This is a genomic window from Enterobacter cloacae complex sp. I1M, assembly GCF_014982425.1.
Lineage (GTDB): Bacteria > Pseudomonadota > Gammaproteobacteria > Enterobacterales > Enterobacteriaceae > Enterobacter > Enterobacter intestinihominis.
Map to the genome: position 1 here is coordinate 68686 of NZ_JADCLG010000002.1, position 15467 is coordinate 84152.

18 protein-coding genes are annotated in these 15467 nt (G+C 61.0%); 17 read left to right on the forward strand and 1 reads right to left on the reverse strand.

The genetic code is table 11. The annotated features are described in order from the left end of the window. Positions 1-11: 11 nt before the first annotated feature. The 14 genes from INF86_RS00580 to acpT are packed head-to-tail and all read left to right on the forward strand — an operon-like array spanning position 12 to position 12273. Entirely contained in the window at positions 12-263 is a 252-nt protein-coding gene (locus INF86_RS00580) for an acyl carrier protein (protein ID WP_022649680.1), read from the forward strand. Next, positions 235-834 carry a hypothetical protein gene (locus tag INF86_RS00585; protein ID WP_045622193.1) on the forward strand — a complete coding sequence of 200 codons (600 nt, stop codon included), beginning with the start codon at positions 235-237 and terminating at the stop codon, positions 832-834. The genes INF86_RS00580 and INF86_RS00585 overlap by 29 nt, the downstream gene beginning before the upstream one ends. Further along, the gene (locus INF86_RS00590) at positions 827-2173 is read left to right on the forward strand and encodes an AMP-binding protein (protein WP_193543132.1); all 1347 of its coding nucleotides are present in this window, start codon (positions 827-829) and stop codon (positions 2171-2173) included. The genes INF86_RS00585 and INF86_RS00590 overlap by 8 nt, the downstream gene beginning before the upstream one ends. Beyond that, complete coding sequence (locus tag INF86_RS00595; protein ID WP_022649683.1) at positions 2160-2510, forward strand: (3R)-hydroxymyristoyl-ACP dehydratase; 351 nt, start codon at positions 2160-2162, stop codon at positions 2508-2510. The genes INF86_RS00590 and INF86_RS00595 overlap by 14 nt, the downstream gene beginning before the upstream one ends. Then, positions 2501-4192 carry a glycosyltransferase gene (locus tag INF86_RS00600; RefSeq protein WP_022649684.1) on the forward strand — a complete coding sequence of 564 codons (1692 nt, stop codon included), beginning with the start codon at positions 2501-2503 and terminating at the stop codon, positions 4190-4192. The genes INF86_RS00595 and INF86_RS00600 overlap by 10 nt, the downstream gene beginning before the upstream one ends. Positions 4193-4195: 3 nt before the next feature. Continuing rightward, the gene (locus INF86_RS00605; RefSeq protein ID WP_006812302.1) at positions 4196-4618 is read left to right on the forward strand and encodes a thioesterase family protein; all 423 of its coding nucleotides are present in this window, start codon (positions 4196-4198) and stop codon (positions 4616-4618) included. Further along, a complete protein-coding gene (locus INF86_RS00610) occupies positions 4615-5220 on the forward strand; it encodes an outer membrane lipoprotein carrier protein LolA (protein ID WP_108367959.1) in 606 nt (201 codons plus the stop codon). Before INF86_RS00605 ends, INF86_RS00610 begins: the two co-directional genes overlap by 4 nt. Continuing rightward, positions 5189-7510, forward strand: coding sequence for an MMPL family transporter (locus tag INF86_RS00615; protein ID WP_193543133.1), 2322 nt, complete (start codon positions 5189-5191; stop codon positions 7508-7510). The genes INF86_RS00610 and INF86_RS00615 overlap by 32 nt, the downstream gene beginning before the upstream one ends. Beyond that, positions 7507-8085 (forward strand): DUF3261 domain-containing protein, encoded by a 579-nt coding sequence (locus tag INF86_RS00620; RefSeq protein WP_063146804.1) that lies wholly within the window; start codon positions 7507-7509, stop codon positions 8083-8085. Before INF86_RS00615 ends, INF86_RS00620 begins: the two co-directional genes overlap by 4 nt. A 1-nt stretch (position 8086) precedes the next feature. Beyond that, complete coding sequence (locus INF86_RS00625; protein ID WP_193543134.1) at positions 8087-9253, forward strand: beta-ketoacyl-[acyl-carrier-protein] synthase family protein; 1167 nt, start codon at positions 8087-8089, stop codon at positions 9251-9253. Then, on the forward strand, positions 9250-9726 hold the full coding sequence (locus tag INF86_RS00630; RefSeq protein WP_193543135.1) for a 3-hydroxy-fatty acyl-ACP dehydratase: 477 nt from the start codon (positions 9250-9252) through the stop codon (positions 9724-9726). The genes INF86_RS00625 and INF86_RS00630 overlap by 4 nt, the downstream gene beginning before the upstream one ends. Beyond that, the gene (locus INF86_RS00635) at positions 9720-10451 is read left to right on the forward strand and encodes a 3-ketoacyl-ACP reductase FabG2 (RefSeq protein ID WP_032626847.1); all 732 of its coding nucleotides are present in this window, start codon (positions 9720-9722) and stop codon (positions 10449-10451) included. The genes INF86_RS00630 and INF86_RS00635 overlap by 7 nt, the downstream gene beginning before the upstream one ends. Continuing rightward, positions 10448-11677 carry a beta-ketoacyl-ACP synthase gene (locus INF86_RS00640; protein WP_023298820.1) on the forward strand — a complete coding sequence of 410 codons (1230 nt, stop codon included), beginning with the start codon at positions 10448-10450 and terminating at the stop codon, positions 11675-11677. Before INF86_RS00635 ends, INF86_RS00640 begins: the two co-directional genes overlap by 4 nt. 2 nt (positions 11678-11679) lie before the next feature. Next, entirely contained in the window at positions 11680-12273 is a 594-nt protein-coding gene (acpT, locus tag INF86_RS00645) for a 4'-phosphopantetheinyl transferase AcpT (RefSeq protein WP_022649693.1), read from the forward strand. A 59-nt stretch (positions 12274-12332) separates the two neighbouring features. Here the strand turns inward: acpT and INF86_RS00650 are convergent, their stop codons facing one another. Then, positions 12333-12839, reverse strand: a complete 507-nt coding sequence (locus INF86_RS00650; protein ID WP_022649694.1) for a phenolic acid decarboxylase — start codon at positions 12837-12839, stop codon at positions 12333-12335. Between the two features lie 99 nt (positions 12840-12938). On the opposite strand from INF86_RS00650, the gene INF86_RS00655 reads away from it, so the two are divergent. From INF86_RS00655 to INF86_RS00665, 3 genes are all read left to right on the forward strand, one after another. Next, the gene (locus INF86_RS00655) at positions 12939-13820 is read left to right on the forward strand and encodes a LysR family transcriptional regulator (RefSeq protein ID WP_023298821.1); all 882 of its coding nucleotides are present in this window, start codon (positions 12939-12941) and stop codon (positions 13818-13820) included. Between the two features lie 32 nt (positions 13821-13852). Beyond that, positions 13853-14647 (forward strand): SDR family NAD(P)-dependent oxidoreductase, encoded by a 795-nt coding sequence (locus tag INF86_RS00660; RefSeq protein WP_022649696.1) that lies wholly within the window; start codon positions 13853-13855, stop codon positions 14645-14647. A 106-nt stretch (positions 14648-14753) separates the two neighbouring features. Then, complete coding sequence (locus INF86_RS00665; RefSeq protein WP_063201337.1) at positions 14754-15416, forward strand: HAD family hydrolase; 663 nt, start codon at positions 14754-14756, stop codon at positions 15414-15416. Positions 15417-15467 lie beyond the last annotated feature (51 nt).

Here is a 15467-nt window from a genome sequence, read left to right on the forward strand (position 1 = left end):
GAATGACCGCTATGACAGAACAACAAACGATTTATCAGGAAGTCTCTGCGCTTCTTATTACGCTGTTTGAAGTCGCTCCGGAGGATATTACCCCTGAGGCACGTCTTTACGAGGATCTGGATCTCGACAGCATTGATGCCGTCGATATGGTAGTGCACCTGCAAAAGAAGACGGGCCATAAAATCAAGCCCGAAACCTTCAAAGCGGTGCGCACGGTGCAGGACGTCGTGGACGTTGTGGAACAGCTTCAGCGCGACGCGTAACGTGCGTTCGATTCCAGTTCTTCCCGCCCTGACAGGGCTGATGCTGCTGGCATGGCCGTTTTTGATCGGCTTCGGGCTGGCGAATAATAGCCTGCACGGGATACTGCCCGTGATGGCGCTGGTGCTGCTGTTACGCGTCTGCCAGGCCCGTCGGCAGGGCGGTCCACTGCGTTATCTTTTCGTGAGCGTGGCGCTGGCTGGCATAGCGCTTTGCGCGGCGAGCTACGTCCTGCACGCGCACCAGTGGGTGCTGTTTTATCCGGTGGTGGTGAATCTGGTGATGCTGGTGGTGTTTGGTGGTTCGCTGTGGACGGCAATGCCTGTCGTTGAACGGCTGGCGCGCCTGCGTGAACCGGATCTCTCCCCCGTCGGGGTACGTTACACGCGCCGGGTTACCCAGGTCTGGTGCGGCTTTTTTATTATTAACGGGGCGATCGCGCTGTTTACCGTATTACACGCTGATATCCGTCTCTGGACGCTGTGGAACGGGATGATTGCCTATCTCCTGATGGGCACGCTGATGGCCGGCGAGTGGCTGGTGCGACAACGGGTGATGAAAAACGATGCTTAACCCTCTCCCGCTTAGCCAGTGGCTCAGTGCCCCCCGCCCTGACGACACCCCTGTCGCCTGGCAGGACAACCATCTCTGGACACTTGGCGATCTGCGCCACGACGTCACTCAGCTGGTCGACACGCTGCGTGATGAAGAAGGCGAGCGCTGGGCGCTGTGCATCGAAAACGGCTATCTGTTTATTGTCGCGCTGCTGGCGACGCTGCATGCGGGTAAAACGCCGGTCCTCCCTGGGCACAGCCGGGCGGCGCAGCTTAACGAACAGCGGGCGCTGTTCAGCGGCGTCCTGAGCGACACCACGCTCGATTTTCAGGGGCGACAGCTGCGGGTGGCTTCCGTTCAGCGGGCAGGCCATCCCTTTTCACCGCTGCCTGCCATCGATGAGATGCGCACGATCGAGCTTTACACCTCCGGCTCGACCGGCACGCCGCAGCGGGTGAGTAAGCCGGTGGTCAGCCTGGATCGTGAGGCTCGTCTGCTGGCGGAACTTTTTGGCGATCGTCTGGCAGGCTGTCACGTCGTCGCTTCCGTGGTGCTGCACCACCTGTATGGCCTGACGTTTCGTGTCGTCTTACCCATGGCGCTCGGCCTGCCGCTGCACGCCAGCCTGCTCAACTATGCCGAGCAGCTCTCTGCCCTTCCCGACGATAAACGCTATCTTTTCATCAGCAGTCCGGCGTTTCTCAAGCGGCTGGACGCGTCACTGACGCCGCCCCCCGTCAACCTGCTCGTCTCCGCTGGCGGCGCGCTGCCCTGGCAGGAGGTCGCCGCGGTTCAGGCCTGGCTCAACGTCTGGCCGGATGAAATATACGGCAGCACAGAAACGGGGGTTATGGCCTGGCGCTACCGTCAGGAGGAAAGCATCCGCTGGCAGCCTTTCCCCGGCGTGACGTTTCACGGCGATCGCGTGACGTCGCCGCTGATCCCCGAGGCGGAGGGGGTCCTGCTGGATGATATCCTGCACTTCACGGCTGACGGGCAGTTCAGCCTCGTCGGGCGCCGCGGTCGGGTGGTCAAAATTGAAGATAAGCGCATTTCGCTCGATGACATTGAGCGCCGCCTGCTGGCGCTGGACGGCATCCGCGAAGCCGCCGCGCTGACGGTGACGCGCGGCGGGCGTCAGGGTATTGGCGTATTGCTGGTGCTGAATGAAGCGGTGCGTCAGCAACACGAACAGAGCAAAAAAGCGCAGGAGCTCGCCTGGCGACGCGCCCTTCGCCCCTGGCTTGAACCGGTTGCCGTGCCGCGCTACTGGCGGATCGTTGATGAAATTCCGGTCAACAGCATGAACAAGCGCGTAACTGCGCAGCTACAGGAGTTGTTTCATGAAAATCCCTGAAATCGAACGCCGCGAGCCTGGCCCCGGGTATCTGGAGATAACCCTTTATCTTGATCCTGACCTGCTCTGGTTTAAGGGACATTTCGCCGTACAGCCGCTGCTGCCGGGCGTAGCCCAGCTCGACCGGGTGATGCATTACGCCGCCGCGCTGGCGCCGGGCTACCGTTTTCACAGTATTCAGAACGTAAAGTTCGCCGCCCCGCTGTTACCGGAGAACACGGTCACGCTGCTCCTTGCCTGGCAGCCCGAACGCCAGATGCTGACCTTTAGCTACCAGCGCCATGCGGGTAACGAGCGTCACACCGCCAGCAGCGGGAAGATTCGCTTATGTCAGTAACCTTCCGTCCCTGCGTGCTGATCCCGTGCTACAACCACGGGGCGATGATGGCTTCGGTGCTGGCGCGCCTGGCGCCTTTCGATCTGCCCTGTCTGGTGGTGGACGACGGCAGTGATGAAACCACGCGCCGCACGCTTGAAGCGCTGGCGGCGGATCGTCCGCAGGTCACGCTGCTGCGCCTCGCCGAAAACAGCGGCAAAGGCGCGGCGGTGATGCAGGGGCTGAAAGCCTGTGCCGATCGCGGCTTCACCCACGCCGTTCAGGTGGACGCTGACGGCCAGCACGCTATTGAAGACATCCCCAAACTGCTGGCGCTGGCCGAACGCCATCCCGATGCGCTCATTTCCGGTCAGCCCGTTTATGATGACTCGATCCCCCGTTCGCGCCTGTACGGGCGCTGGATAACACACGTCTGGGTCTGGATTGAAACCCTCTCCCTGCAACTAAAAGACAGCATGTGCGGGTTTCGCGTTTACCCGATAGCGCCGGTAATGCGCCTGGCGGCGGGCACGCCGCTTGGCAGGCGGATGGATTTTGATACTGAAGTGATGGTGCGCCTCTACTGGCAGGGCAACACCAGCTATTTTCTGCCCACCCGCGTGACCTATCCGCCGGACGGGGTATCCCATTTCGATGCCCTGAAAGACAACGTGCGCATCTCGTTGATGCATACCCGTCTGTTTCTCGGCATGCTGCCGCGCATTCCTTCCCTGCTGATGCGTCGCCGCTCGCAGCACTGGGCGCAGCAGCAGGAGGTGAAAGGATTATGGGGCATGCGCCTGATGCTGCGCGTCTGGCAGTTGCTGGGGCGAAAGGCGTTTACCATCCTGCTGTGGCCGGTTACGGCCGTCTACTGGCTGACCGCCCGCGCTGCGCGTCAGGCGTCGCAGCAGTGGCTGACGCGGGTTAAAACGGTGATGGCACAGCGGCAAATGCCGCAACCCGTACGGCTTAACAGTTTTTCCCACTTCCTGCGCTTCGGTCATGCCATGCTGAACAAAGTGGCCAGCTGGCGCGGCGAAATGAAGCTTCATCGCGATCTGGTCTTTGCGCCAGGCGCGCAGGAGGCGCTGGGTCTTGACGATCCTCAGGGCAAACTGCTGCTCGCGTCGCATCTTGGCGATGTGGAAGCCTGCCGGGCGCTGGCCCAGCGCGAAGGGGCGAAAACCATCAACGCGCTGGTCTTTAGCGACAATGCTCAGCGTTTTAAACAGGTGATGGAGGAGATGGCGCCGCAGGCGGGCATTCACCTGATGCCGGTCACCGACATTGGCCCGGAGACCGCCATCCTCATTAAAGAGAAGCTGGATCGCGGCGAGTGGGTGGCGATCGTGGGCGATCGCATCGCCGTCACCCCGCAGCGCGGCGGCAGCTGGCGGGTGATATGGAGCGAATTTATGGGCCAGCCCGCGCCGTTCCCGCAGGGACCGTTTATCCTGGCGTCCCTATTGCGCTGCCCGGTGGTGCTGATTTTTGCCCTCTGCCAGCAGGGAAAGCTGACCCTGCACTGCGAGCCGTTTGCCGACCCGCTGCTGCTGCCGCGCGGCGAACGCCAGCAGGCGCTACAGCAGACCGTCGATCGCTATGCGCAGCGGCTGGAGCATTACGCGCTCTTGTCGCCTCTCGACTGGTTTAATTTTTTCGATTTCTGGCAGCTGCCAGAGGTCAACGAGAAGGAGTAAAGGGTGCTGACCGATCCCCGCTTTACGGCTGAAGTTGAAATCACCGTTCCGTTCCACGACGTCGATATGATGGGCGTGGTGTGGCACGGCAACTATTTCCGCTATTTTGAGATTGCCCGCGAAGCGCTGCTCAACCAGTTTGATTACGGCTATCGCCAGATGAAAGCGTCCGGCTACGTCTGGCCGGTGGTGGATACCCGGGTGAAATACCGCGACGCGGTGACCTTCGAGCAGCGCATTCGCGTCCGCGCCCATATTGAAGAGGTTGAAAACCGTCTGCGCATCGCCTATCAAATCTTCGACGCGCAAACCGGGAAACGCACCACCACCGGCTACACCATTCAGGTGGCCGTGGAGGAAGCAAGCCGGGAGATGTGCTTTGTCAGCCCGGCCATTCTGTTCGAACGCATGGGGATCGCGCCATGAAGTGGATAACGCTACTCGCGCTGCTGGTAAGCCCGCTGGTGAACGCGGTCACGCTGGATGAACTGCAACAGCGGTTTGCAGAGCAACCGGTGGTGCGCGCACACTTCGAACAGATCCGCACGATCAAGGACATGCCTCAGCCCCTGCGCTCGCAGGGGGAGATGCTGATCGCCCGTGACAATGGCCTGCTGTGGGATCAAAAAGCGCCGTTCCCGATGACGCTGCTGCTGGATGACAAACGGATGGTGCAAATCGTCAACGGTCAGCCGCCGCAGACCATTACCGCCGACACTAACCCGCAGATGTTCCAGTTCAACCATCTGCTGCGGGCGCTGTTCCAGGCCGACCGCAAGGTGCTGGAAGAGAACTTCCGCATCGATTTCAAAGACCTGGGCGAAGGCCGCTGGTCGCTGGTGCTGACGCCCGTTACCACGCCGCTGGACAAGATTTTCTCCACCCTTGATTTGAAGGGCGCGATCTATCTGGAATCCATTCGCCTGAACGATAAGCAAGGCGACACGACGGATATCGCCCTCTCCCGCCACCAACTGACGCCCGCCCGCCTGACCGATGCAGAACGCCAGCGCTTTGCCGCACCGTAACGCCCTGCGCCCGGCGCTGCTGTGGGCCGCGGTATGCCTGATCCTGCTGGGCGTGCTGCTGTCGCTGCTGCCTGGCGCGCGGCTGAACAGCAGCGTGCTCGCCATGCTGCCGAAACAGACGCTCGGCGCGATCCCTCCCGCCCTCAACGACGGATTTATGCAGCGCCTCGACCGCCAGCTCATCTGGCTGGTCAGCCCTGGTAAACAGCCGGACCCGCGCGTGGCGCAGCAGTGGTTAACCCTGCTGCAACGCAGCCAGGCGCTGAGTGTCGTAAAAGGTCCGCTGGATGCCGCCGGGCAACAGGCCTGGGGAGATTTCTTCTGGCAGCACCGCAATGGCCTGGTCGATCCGGCCACCCGCGCCCGCCTGCAAAACGGCGGTGAAGCGCAGGCTCAGTGGATCCTGTCCCAGCTCTACTCCGCCTTTTCCGGCGTGAGCGGCAAGGAGCTGCAAAACGATCCGCTGATGCTGATGCGCGGCGCGCAGCTCGCGCTGGCGAAGAACAGCCAGAAGATGCAGCTGATGGACGGCTGGCTGGTGACAAAAGATGCGGCCGGGAACTACTGGTATCTGCTGCACGGCGAGCTGGCAGGCTCTTCGTTTGACATGCAGCAAACCCACCAGCTGGTGACCACCCTCAACGCGATGCAGCAGACGCTGAAAAGCCAATATCCACAGGCGCAGCTGCTGTCGCGCGGGACGGTGTTCTACAGCGATTACGCCAGCCAGCAGGCTAAAAAAGATATTTCCACGCTCGGCGTCGCCACGGTGCTTGGGGTGATCCTGCTGATTGTGTCGGTGTTTCGCTCCGTGCGTCCGCTGCTGCTGAGTCTGCTCTCCATTGCCATCGGCGCGCTGGCGGGGACGGTCGTGACGCTCCTGCTGTTCGGTGAGCTGCACCTGATGACGCTGGTGATGAGCATGAGCATCATCGGCATCTCGGCGGACTATACGATTTACTACCTCACGGAGCGGATGGTGCACGGCGCGGAACACTCGCCCTGGCAAAGCCTGGCAAAAGTGCGTAACGCGCTGCTACTGGCGCTGCTGACCACCGTCGTGGCGTATCTCTTCATGATGTTGGCCCCCTTCCCCGGCATTCGTCAGATGGCGGTGTTCGCCGCCGCAGGGCTGAGCGCCTCGTGCCTGACGGTGATTTTCTGGCACCCGTGGTTGTGCCGTGGCATGCCGGTTCGCCCGATCCCCCTGAGAGGGATGATGCAGCGCTGGCTGAACGCCTGGCGCGACAGCAAAGCCCTCTCCTTCGGGCTGCCGGTAGCACTGGCGCTGCTCTCCGCCATCGGGATCGCCAGCCTGCGGGTGGATGACGATATCGCCCGGCTTCAGGCGCTGCCGCAGGACATTCTGGCGCAGGAAAAAACTATCACCGCCCTGACCGGGCAAAATGTCGATCAGAAGTGGTTCGTAGTGTATGGCGCGTCGGCTCAGGAAACGCTGGAGCGGCTGGAGGCGTTTACCCCGGCGCTGGCGCAGGCGCAAAAAGCCGGAGAATTAACCCGCTGGCGCACCCTGCCGCTGAACTCGCTGGCGCGGCAGAACAGCGATCTGCAACTTCTGCGTAACGCCGCGCCGACGGTGACGAAAATGCTGCAAAGCACGGGGCTGAATGCCGTCGCCCCGAATCTGAACGCCATGCCTGTCAGCGTGGAGGCGTGGCTCGCCAGCCCGGCCAGCGAGGGCTGGCGTTTGCTGTGGCTGACGCTGCCGGACGGCAAAAGCGGTGTGCTGGTCCCGGTCGATGGCGTCAGAAACAGCGCTGCGCTCGGTGAGCTGGCCGCCCGCCATCCCGGAGTCGTCTGGGTTGACCGTAAGGCCAGCTTCGACAGCCTGTTTGCACTCTACCGCGCGCTGCTGACGGGGCTGCTGGGCGTGGCGCTGGCGGTGATTGCCTGCGGCGCGGTGGTGCGCCTCGGCTGGCGAAAAGGGCTGGTGGCGCTGGTGCCGTCCGTGCTGTCGCTGGGCGGCGGGCTGGCGGCGCTGGCCGTGACGGGCCATCCGGTGAACCTGTTTTCCCTGCTGGCGCTGGTGCTGGTCCTCGGCATTGGCATCAACTACACGCTGTTTTTCAGCAACCCGCGCGGCACGCCGCTGACCTCCATGCTGGCGATTACCCTCGCCATGATGACCACCCTGCTGACGCTGGGAATGCTGGTGTTCAGCACCACTCAGGCCATCAGCAGCTTTGGCATTGTGCTGGTGAGCGGTATCTTCACCGCGTTCCTGCTCGCCCCGCTGGCGATGCCGACTAACAAAGAGAACTTACCATGACCCGTTTCATTCGCCTGGCGGCAGTGATGATGACCCTGTTGCTGGCGGGGTGTAGCCATACGACGAACCGCGATGACGCGCGCCCTCAGGCCTGGCTCCAGCCCGGCACCCGCGTCACGCTGCCACCGCCGGGCATCACGCCTGCCATCCGCGCGCAGCAGTTGCTTACCGGCAGTTTTAAAGGCCAGACCCAGTCGCTGCTGGTGATGCTGAACGCCGATGGCGATAAAGTGACGCTTGCCGGCCTCTCCTCCGTCGGGATCCGCCTGTTCCTCGCCACCTACGACGACACCGGGATCCACACCGAGCAGACGGTTGTGATGCCGCAGTTGCCGCCAGCCAGCCAGGTGCTGGCCGACGTGATGCTCAGCCACTGGCCCCTCAGCGCCTGGCAGCCGCAGTTGCCGAAAGGCTGGACGCTGAACGATACTGACACCAGACGCGAACTGCGCAACCCCGATGGCAAGCTGGTCACGGAAATTGCCTACCTGAACCGTAACGGCAGGCGCGAACCGATTAGCATTGTGCAGCACGCTTTTCACTACCACATCACCATTCAATATCTGGGTGACTGAGATGATTTACCTTTCTGCCGTTGGCATGGTCAACGCGCTCGGCAACTCGGCTGATGAAATAGCGGCAAACCTGAACGCTGGCGTGGCCCCCGGGATGCGCCAGCGTGCGGGCTGGCTACAGGGCTTACCCGAGGCCGTGCTGGGCGGGGTGGAGGGTGATCTTCCCCCTGTTCCCGGGTCTTTTTCTGCGCATCGAAGTCGCAACAACCAGCTGCTGCTGGCGGCGCTGGCGCAAATCCGGCCCGCCGTCGATGCGGCCATTGCGCGCGTGGGGCGCGACCGCGTGGCGGTGGTGCTGGGCACCAGCACCTCCGGACTGGACGAGGGTGATGAGTACGTGCGCCGCGCGCAGAACGGCGAGCGCAGTCCGCAGTGGCAATATCCGCAGCAGGAGCTGGGCGATCCGTCGCGCTTTCTCGCCAGTTGGCTTGCGCTGGACGGCCCGGCGTATACCATCTCGACCGCCTGCTCCTCCAGCGCACGGGCGATCATCAGCGGCCGTCGCCTGATCGACGCCGGTCTGGTGGACGTCGCCATCGTCGGCGGGGCCGACAGCCTGAGCCGCATGCCGGTCAACGGCTTCAACAGCCTGGAATCCTTCTCCCCGACCCTGTGCGAACCGTTTGGCCGCAACCGTCGGGGGATCACCATTGGCGAAGCGGCAGCACTGATGGTACTGACCCGCGAGCCGGGCGAGATTGTGCTCCTGGGCGCGGGGGAATCCAGCGATGCGTACCATATTTCCGCCCCACATCCGCAGGGCGAAGGGGCGATCCGCGCCATCACCCAGGCGCTGAACGAGGCGGGCATGACGGCGGCGGACGTCGGTTATATCAACCTGCACGGCACCGCCACGCCGCTGAACGATCGCATTGAGGCGCAGGTGATCCACGATCTCTTTGGCGACCGCGTGCCGTGCAGCTCCACGAAACATCTTACCGGCCACACGCTGGGTGCCGCCGGGATCACCGAGGCCGCCCTGAGCTGGCTGATCCTGACCCGAGACCTGCCGCTGCCGCCGCAGGATTTTTCCCGCTACGCGCCGGACGACACCCTGCCCGCCTTCGGCCTACTGCACCAGAGCGCACCGCTGAATAAACCAGTGATCCTGTCAAACTCTTTCGCGTTTGGCGGCAACAACGCCAGCCTTCTGCTGGGGAGAGTATGATGCACTACTTACCTCCCGGGGATTATCTTCCTCACGACACGCCGATGCTGCTGCTTGAGAGCGTGGAAAGCGTCACCGATGACCGCGCCGTTTGCAGCGTGACGGTGAACGAACGGGGCGTTCTGGCGCCGTTTCTGGACGCAGGCGGCAACCTGCCCGGCTGGTTTGCGCTGGAGCTGATGGCTCAGACCGTGGGCGTCTGGTCTGAATGGCACCGGATGCAAAAAGGGCTGCCGCACTGTGCGCTGGGTATGGTGCTGGGCGCGCGCGAGCTGGTGTGCGACGCAGGGCATTTTGCCGCAGGCAGCACGCTGATCATCACCATCGAACGTCTGATGCAGGATGAGCGCTTTGGCAGCTTCGAGTGCACCATTCATGCGGATAATATTTCCCTCGCCACGGGCCGCGTAAACACCTTCCAGCCGAGCGAGGAAGAATTAACCACACTTTTTAACCAGGGAACACCATCATGAGATCCGTACTGGTCACCGGCGCCAGCAAAGGCATTGGCCGCGCTATCGCCCTTCAGCTTGCGGCGGACGGTTTCACCGTCGGCGTGCATTACCATCGTGATGAAGCGGGCGCGCAGGAGACGCTGGAAGCGATTGTCCAGGCAGGCGGCGCGGGCCGTTTACTCACCTTTGACGTGGGCAACCGCGAGCAGTGCCGTACGGTGCTGGAACAGGCGATCGCTGACCACGGCGCGTGGTATGGCGTGGTCAGTAACGCCGGTATTACCCGCGACGGCGCATTTCCGGCGCTCAGCGACGATGACTGGGACAGCGTGATCCACACCAATCTCGACAGTTTTTATAACGTCATTCATCCCTGCATTATGCCGATGATCGGCACCCGCAAGGGCGGGCGGATCATCACCCTGTCGTCGGTGTCAGGCATTATGGGCAACCGTGGGCAGGTGAACTACAGCGCGGCGAAAGCCGGGATCATCGGCGCCACCAAAGCGCTCGCCACCGAGCTGGCAAAACGCAAAATCACCGTCAACTGCATCGCGCCGGGGCTGATTGATACCGGTATGATCGAGATGGATGAAGCCGCGCTGAACGCGGCGATGTCGATGATCCCGATGCAGCGTATGGGCCAGGCCGAGGAAGTGGCCGGGCTGGCGAGCTACCTGATGTCGGATAAAGCAGGCTATGTGACGCGACAGGTGATATCGATCAACGGAGGCATGCTATGACCCGCCGGGTAGTGATTACGGGCATGGGCGGCATCACCGCATTCGGCGAGGACTGGCCGACCATCTCGCGCCGTCTGCGCGAGTATGAAAATGCGGTGCGTACCATGACGGAGTGGCAGGCGTATGACGGCCTGCAAACCCTGCTCGCCGCGCCGATTGAAGATTTCACCCTCCCCGCTCACTATACCCGTAAGCGCATTCGCGCCATGGGCCGCGTGTCGCTGCTCTCAACCCGCGCCACCGAGCTGGCGCTGGAGCAGGCGGGCCTGATCGACGACGCGGTGCTGACCAACGGTCAGACCGGCATCGCCTACGGCTCGTCGACGGGCAGCACCGGACCGGTCAGCGAGTTTGCCTCCATGCTCACCGAAAAGCACACCCACAACATCACCGGCACCACCTACGTGCAGATGATGCCGCACACCACGGCGGTGAATACCGGACTGTTCTTTGGCCTGCGCGGACGGGTGATCCCCACCTCAAGCGCCTGTACCTCTGGCAGCCAGGCGATTGGCTACGCCTGGGAAGCGATTCGTCACGGCTACCAGACCGTGATGGTGGCAGGCGGCGCGGAAGAGCTGTGCCCGTCGGAAGCGGCGGTTTTCGATACCCTGTTTGCCACCAGCCAGCGTAACGACGCGCCCAAAACCACGCCGTCGCCGTTTGACGTTCAGCGCGATGGCCTGGTGATTGGCGAAGGGGCGGGCACGCTGGTGCTGGAAGCGCTGGATCACGCCAGAGCACGCGGGGCGACAATCTATGGTGAGATCGTGGGCTTTGCCACCAACTGCGATGCGGCGCACATCACCCAGCCCCAGCGTGAAACCATGCAGGTGTGTATGGAGCAGTCGCTGGCGATGGCGGGTCTTAGCCCGCAGGACATTGGCTACATTTCTGCCCACGGCACGGCAACCGATCGCGGGGATATCGCCGAGAGTCAGGCGACCGCCGCTATTTTCGGCGACAGCGTGCCCATCTCATCCTTAAAGAGCTATTTCGGCCATACCCTGGGTGCCTGCGGCGCGCTGGAAGCCTTGCTGAGTCTGCATATGATGCGGGAGGGCTGGTTCACGCCGACGCTCAATTTAAGACAACCGGATGAGCAATGCGGCGCTTTAGATTATATTATGGGGGAAACCCGCCCGATTGATTGCGAATTTATTCAGAGCAATAACTTTGCCTTTGGCGGCATTAATACCTCGATAATCATTAAACGCTGGGCGTAACTATGTACCAGTTTGTACTGGGGAAGATCTCCACCCTTAGCGCGGACCCGCTGGCGTCAACGCTCGCAGACATGGCACCTCAGGGTGCGCGATACGCTTCCTGGCTTGCAGGCCGGACGCTGCTCGCCAGAACTTTATCCCCCTCACCGCTTCCCGAGATAATCTACGGCGAGCAGGGAAAACCGGCCTTCGCTAACGGCCATCCGCTGTGGTTTAACCTGAGCCACAGCGGGGACGATATTGCCATGCTGATAAGCGATGAAGGCGAGGTTGGCTGCGATATCGAAGTGATCCGCCCGCGGGAGAACTGGCAGGCGCTGGCGAATGCCGTTTTCAGCCTCACCGAGCATGACGAGCTGGAGCGTGAAGCGCCGGAAGAACAGCTTTCCGCATTCTGGCGCATCTGGACGCGCAAAGAGGCGATCGTCAAACAGCGTGGCGGCAGCGCGTGGCAGATTGTCAGCATTGACAGCACCGCCCAGTCGCTCCCGGTCAGCCAGCTTCGCTTCGGCTCGCTGAGCCTGGCGGTCTGTACTCCTACGCCTTTCACCTTAACGGCGGAATCGGTGACTTACTCCGGTATTTCTGCAGCATAAAAAACGGCCATTCTGGTTAAAACCGAAATGGCCGTTGTGCATTTAACGCGTTGCTAAGCTTATTTTAAATTATCAGGAAAGTTTTTTGGCAACTCGCTGGCAGCACACGCAATAACGCTATCGTCATTCGCACCGCAGTCGCGTACAAAAGTAATCGTCGCAAATTCATCAATCACTTCGGTTGGATACGCTGGCCCGGCATCACGGTAGCTGTTCATCAGCGGAATGTGATCGTTCTGGAAGCAGACGGTTTTTTCCGGATTATTCATGACCCAGCGTGGGAAGAAGATGGTGCCGTGGAACAGGCGGTCGCCCAGGTTCACAATCAGGCTCACGTCGGTACCGGTTGGCTCCGTCCAGGAAATTTTATAGATGCTTTCCCCGACGCGGACAATGTAGGCCTGCTGATCTTTCACCCAACGATTGCCCACCAGACCGCTGTGAATACGGTAGTCGAGCGTGTTCTCGTTTTTAACGTAAATTTCGTAGTTCCAGCCATTGTCGTAGGTATATACCAGATGTTTGCCAACGAAGCCGCTTAAATCATGTTTGTCGAAGGTGCTCATAAGATGTCTCCTTTGTTTTGATGAGACGATCGTACCCCTTCAAAAAATGAATGAATAACGCTATGTTTGAATCAAATTCATCCAAAATTTAGATTAATCATGCACAAGACGACGCTCGAACAGTGGGCCTTGCTGGAAAGAGTCATCGAGGCTGGCAGCTTCGCTAAGGCGGCGGAAGAGACCCATCGCAGCCAGTCCTCGGTCAGCTATAACCTGTCGCTTTTGCAGGAGCGGCTGGGCGTAGCGCTCCTGATGACAGAGGGACGCCGTGCCGTGCTGACCCCGGCGGGTGAGCTGTTGCTGAATCAGGTTAAACCGCTGCTGAAAGCCTTCGCCTACGTTGAAACGCGCGCTGCAACCCTGCGCAGCGGGATGCGAACCCGTATCGACCTGATGGTAGACAGTATTTTTCCGCGCAGTCGGCTGTTCGCGATTTTGCGCCAGTTTCAGCAGCTGTACCCGCAAACGCAGGTGCGGCTTACCGAGGTGCTGGAAAACAGCCGCGCAGATGCGCTCAATGATGAGGCCGACGTGATGGTCTTAACCCGCCGCCAGGACATTACCGGCCTGGGCGAATGGCTGATGAATATCGATTTTGTTGCCGTCGCGCATCACGCGCACCCGCTGTTTGCGCTGGATACACCGCTTAACGACGAGATGCTTCGACCGTGGCCGCGCATTCAGATCGCAGACAGCCAGCCCACCGTTCGCCCCACCGGGGAGTCGTGGACATTCTCCACCATCGATGCCGCGATCGAAGCAGTGATGTATCAGGTTGGATATGGCTGGTTACCGGAAGAACGCATTCAGACCCCGCTCCAGCAGGGCATCCTCAAAATCCTGCCCCTCAGCCACGGTGTTCGACGCGCCACGCCGCTGCACCTCATCGTTAAACGCTCCCTCAGCCCGCTGGACGAGCAGGTTGAGACGCTGTTGCGCCTTTTTAAACAGGAGCCATCATCGTCAACTGCTACGCTTTAAGTTTTGAACCATAAAACGACAAGGAGTGAACGATGAAAATCGATTTAACGGGGAAAGTGGCGCTGGTGACCGCGTCCACCGGCGGTATTGGGTTTGCCATCGCCCGCGGACTGGCGGAGAGCGGTGCGGAAGTGATCGTCAACGGGCGCAGCGTCGACTCGGTGAACAAAGGCATTCAGGCGCTCCAGCAGGTGGTGCCAGGCGTACAGGTCCGTGCCGCCATCGCCGACCTGAGCTCGCAGGAGGGCGTTGACGAACTACTCAGGGTCGCCACGCACGTCGATATTCTGGTGAATAACGCCGGGATCTATGGCCAGCAGGATTTTTATTCCACCGACGACGAGACCTGGGAACGCTACTGGCAAACCAACGTGATGTCCGGCGTGCGCCTCTCCCGTGCCCTGCTGCCCGGTATGGTACAAAAAGGCTGGGGTCGGGTAGTGTTTATCTCGTCAGAATCGGCCTGCAATATTCCTGCGGATATGATCCACTATGGCGTGACAAAAACCGCCCAGCTCTCGCTGGCGCGCGGTCTGGCGAAGTTCGTGGCAGGCAGCGGCGTCACGGTGAACAGCGTGCTGCCGGGCCCGACAATGTCGGACGGTTTTGCCGCAATGATGAAAGACGAGATGGAGAGAACCGGCAAATCGCTGGAGCAGCTGGCGAAAGCGTTCGTGATGGAGAATCGCCCCAGCTCGGTTATTCAGCGCGCCGCAACGGTAGAAGAAGTGGCGAATATGGTGGTGTATGTCTGTTCCATGCAGGCCTCCGCGACTTCCGGCGCGGCGCTGCGCGTTGACGGTGGCGTGGTGGATGACATAGTTTGACCCGTCAGGCCACAGGTTCGAGAAAAAATGAGATCGGATAGAAGGACTGTGAAGGTAAAGCAGGTAAACTAGTGAACAGAATGTGTATTTCAGCTAAGACGTATTTATGACCAATATGATTGCCGACGAAGCCGTGGCGAAGTCCAGCGTGCTCTCTGTCTTTGACTTTGATGGTACGTTGACGCACCACGACAGTTTTATTCCGTTCCTGCGCTTTGCCTTTGGCAAGCGCTACTTTGCGGGTCGCCTGGTGCGCATGGCCCTGCCCACGCTGCACTGCGTGCGTCGCAAGCTGACGCGTGATGAGCTGAAAGAGGTGTTGATCAAAACCTTCCTGACGGGGGTGGATGAGCACTGGTTACGTCAGCAGGCAGAGGCCTTCTGTGAAAAATACTGGAACAAGCTGATGCGCCCGGAAGGGGTCATGGCTGTCGCCAACGAAGTTAATTCCGGTGCGGAAGTGACGATTTGCTCCGCCTCCCCGGCGCTGGTATTGCAGCCGTGGGCCGATAAGCTCGGCATTAAGCTGATTGGCACGCAGCTGGAAGTGAAAGACGGCAAGCTGACCGGGCGGATCACCGGCAACAACTGCCGCTGCGCGCAGAAAGTGGCGAGGCTGGAAAAGGTGTATGGCGATCTGAACGCATATCACCTGCGCGCCTGGGGCGACACGCGTGGCGACCACGAGCTGCTGGCGGCGGCGCAGGATCCGCACTGGCGCCATTTCCATCATCCGCGCAAGCGCCGAAACTCACCGATAATAAAGTAGCCTTTTGCCGGGTGGCGGTTGCACCTTACCCGGCCTACATCCCAATCGTAG

Excerpts from the sequence above, each read along its gene's own strand:
- INF86_RS00580 (WP_022649680.1), top strand. The coding sequence starts at position 12 with ATGACAGAACAACAAACGATTTATCAGGAAGTCTCTGCGCTTCTTATT.
- INF86_RS00590 (WP_193543132.1), top strand. The coding sequence starts at position 827 with ATGCTTAACCCTCTCCCGCTTAGCCAGTGGCTCAGTGCCCCCCGCCCT.
- INF86_RS00595 (WP_022649683.1), top strand. The coding sequence starts at position 2,160 with ATGAAAATCCCTGAAATCGAACGCCGCGAGCCTGGCCCCGGGTATCTG.
- INF86_RS00600 (WP_022649684.1), top strand. The coding sequence starts at position 2,501 with ATGTCAGTAACCTTCCGTCCCTGCGTGCTGATCCCGTGCTACAACCAC.
- INF86_RS00610 (WP_108367959.1), top strand. The coding sequence starts at position 4,615 with ATGAAGTGGATAACGCTACTCGCGCTGCTGGTAAGCCCGCTGGTGAAC.
- INF86_RS00615 (WP_193543133.1), top strand. The coding sequence starts at position 5,189 with ATGCAGAACGCCAGCGCTTTGCCGCACCGTAACGCCCTGCGCCCGGCG.
- INF86_RS00620 (WP_063146804.1), top strand. The coding sequence starts at position 7,507 with ATGACCCGTTTCATTCGCCTGGCGGCAGTGATGATGACCCTGTTGCTG.
- INF86_RS00625 (WP_193543134.1), top strand. The coding sequence starts at position 8,087 with ATGATTTACCTTTCTGCCGTTGGCATGGTCAACGCGCTCGGCAACTCG.
- INF86_RS00630 (WP_193543135.1), top strand. The coding sequence starts at position 9,250 with ATGATGCACTACTTACCTCCCGGGGATTATCTTCCTCACGACACGCCG.
- INF86_RS00640 (WP_023298820.1), top strand. The coding sequence starts at position 10,448 with ATGACCCGCCGGGTAGTGATTACGGGCATGGGCGGCATCACCGCATTC.
- acpT (WP_022649693.1), top strand. The coding sequence starts at position 11,680 with ATGTACCAGTTTGTACTGGGGAAGATCTCCACCCTTAGCGCGGACCCG.
- INF86_RS00650 (WP_022649694.1), bottom strand. The coding sequence starts at position 12,839 with ATGAGCACCTTCGACAAACATGATTTAAGCGGCTTCGTTGGCAAACAT.
- INF86_RS00655 (WP_023298821.1), top strand. The coding sequence starts at position 12,939 with ATGCACAAGACGACGCTCGAACAGTGGGCCTTGCTGGAAAGAGTCATC.
- INF86_RS00660 (WP_022649696.1), top strand. The coding sequence starts at position 13,853 with ATGAAAATCGATTTAACGGGGAAAGTGGCGCTGGTGACCGCGTCCACC.
- INF86_RS00665 (WP_063201337.1), top strand. The coding sequence starts at position 14,754 with ATGACCAATATGATTGCCGACGAAGCCGTGGCGAAGTCCAGCGTGCTC.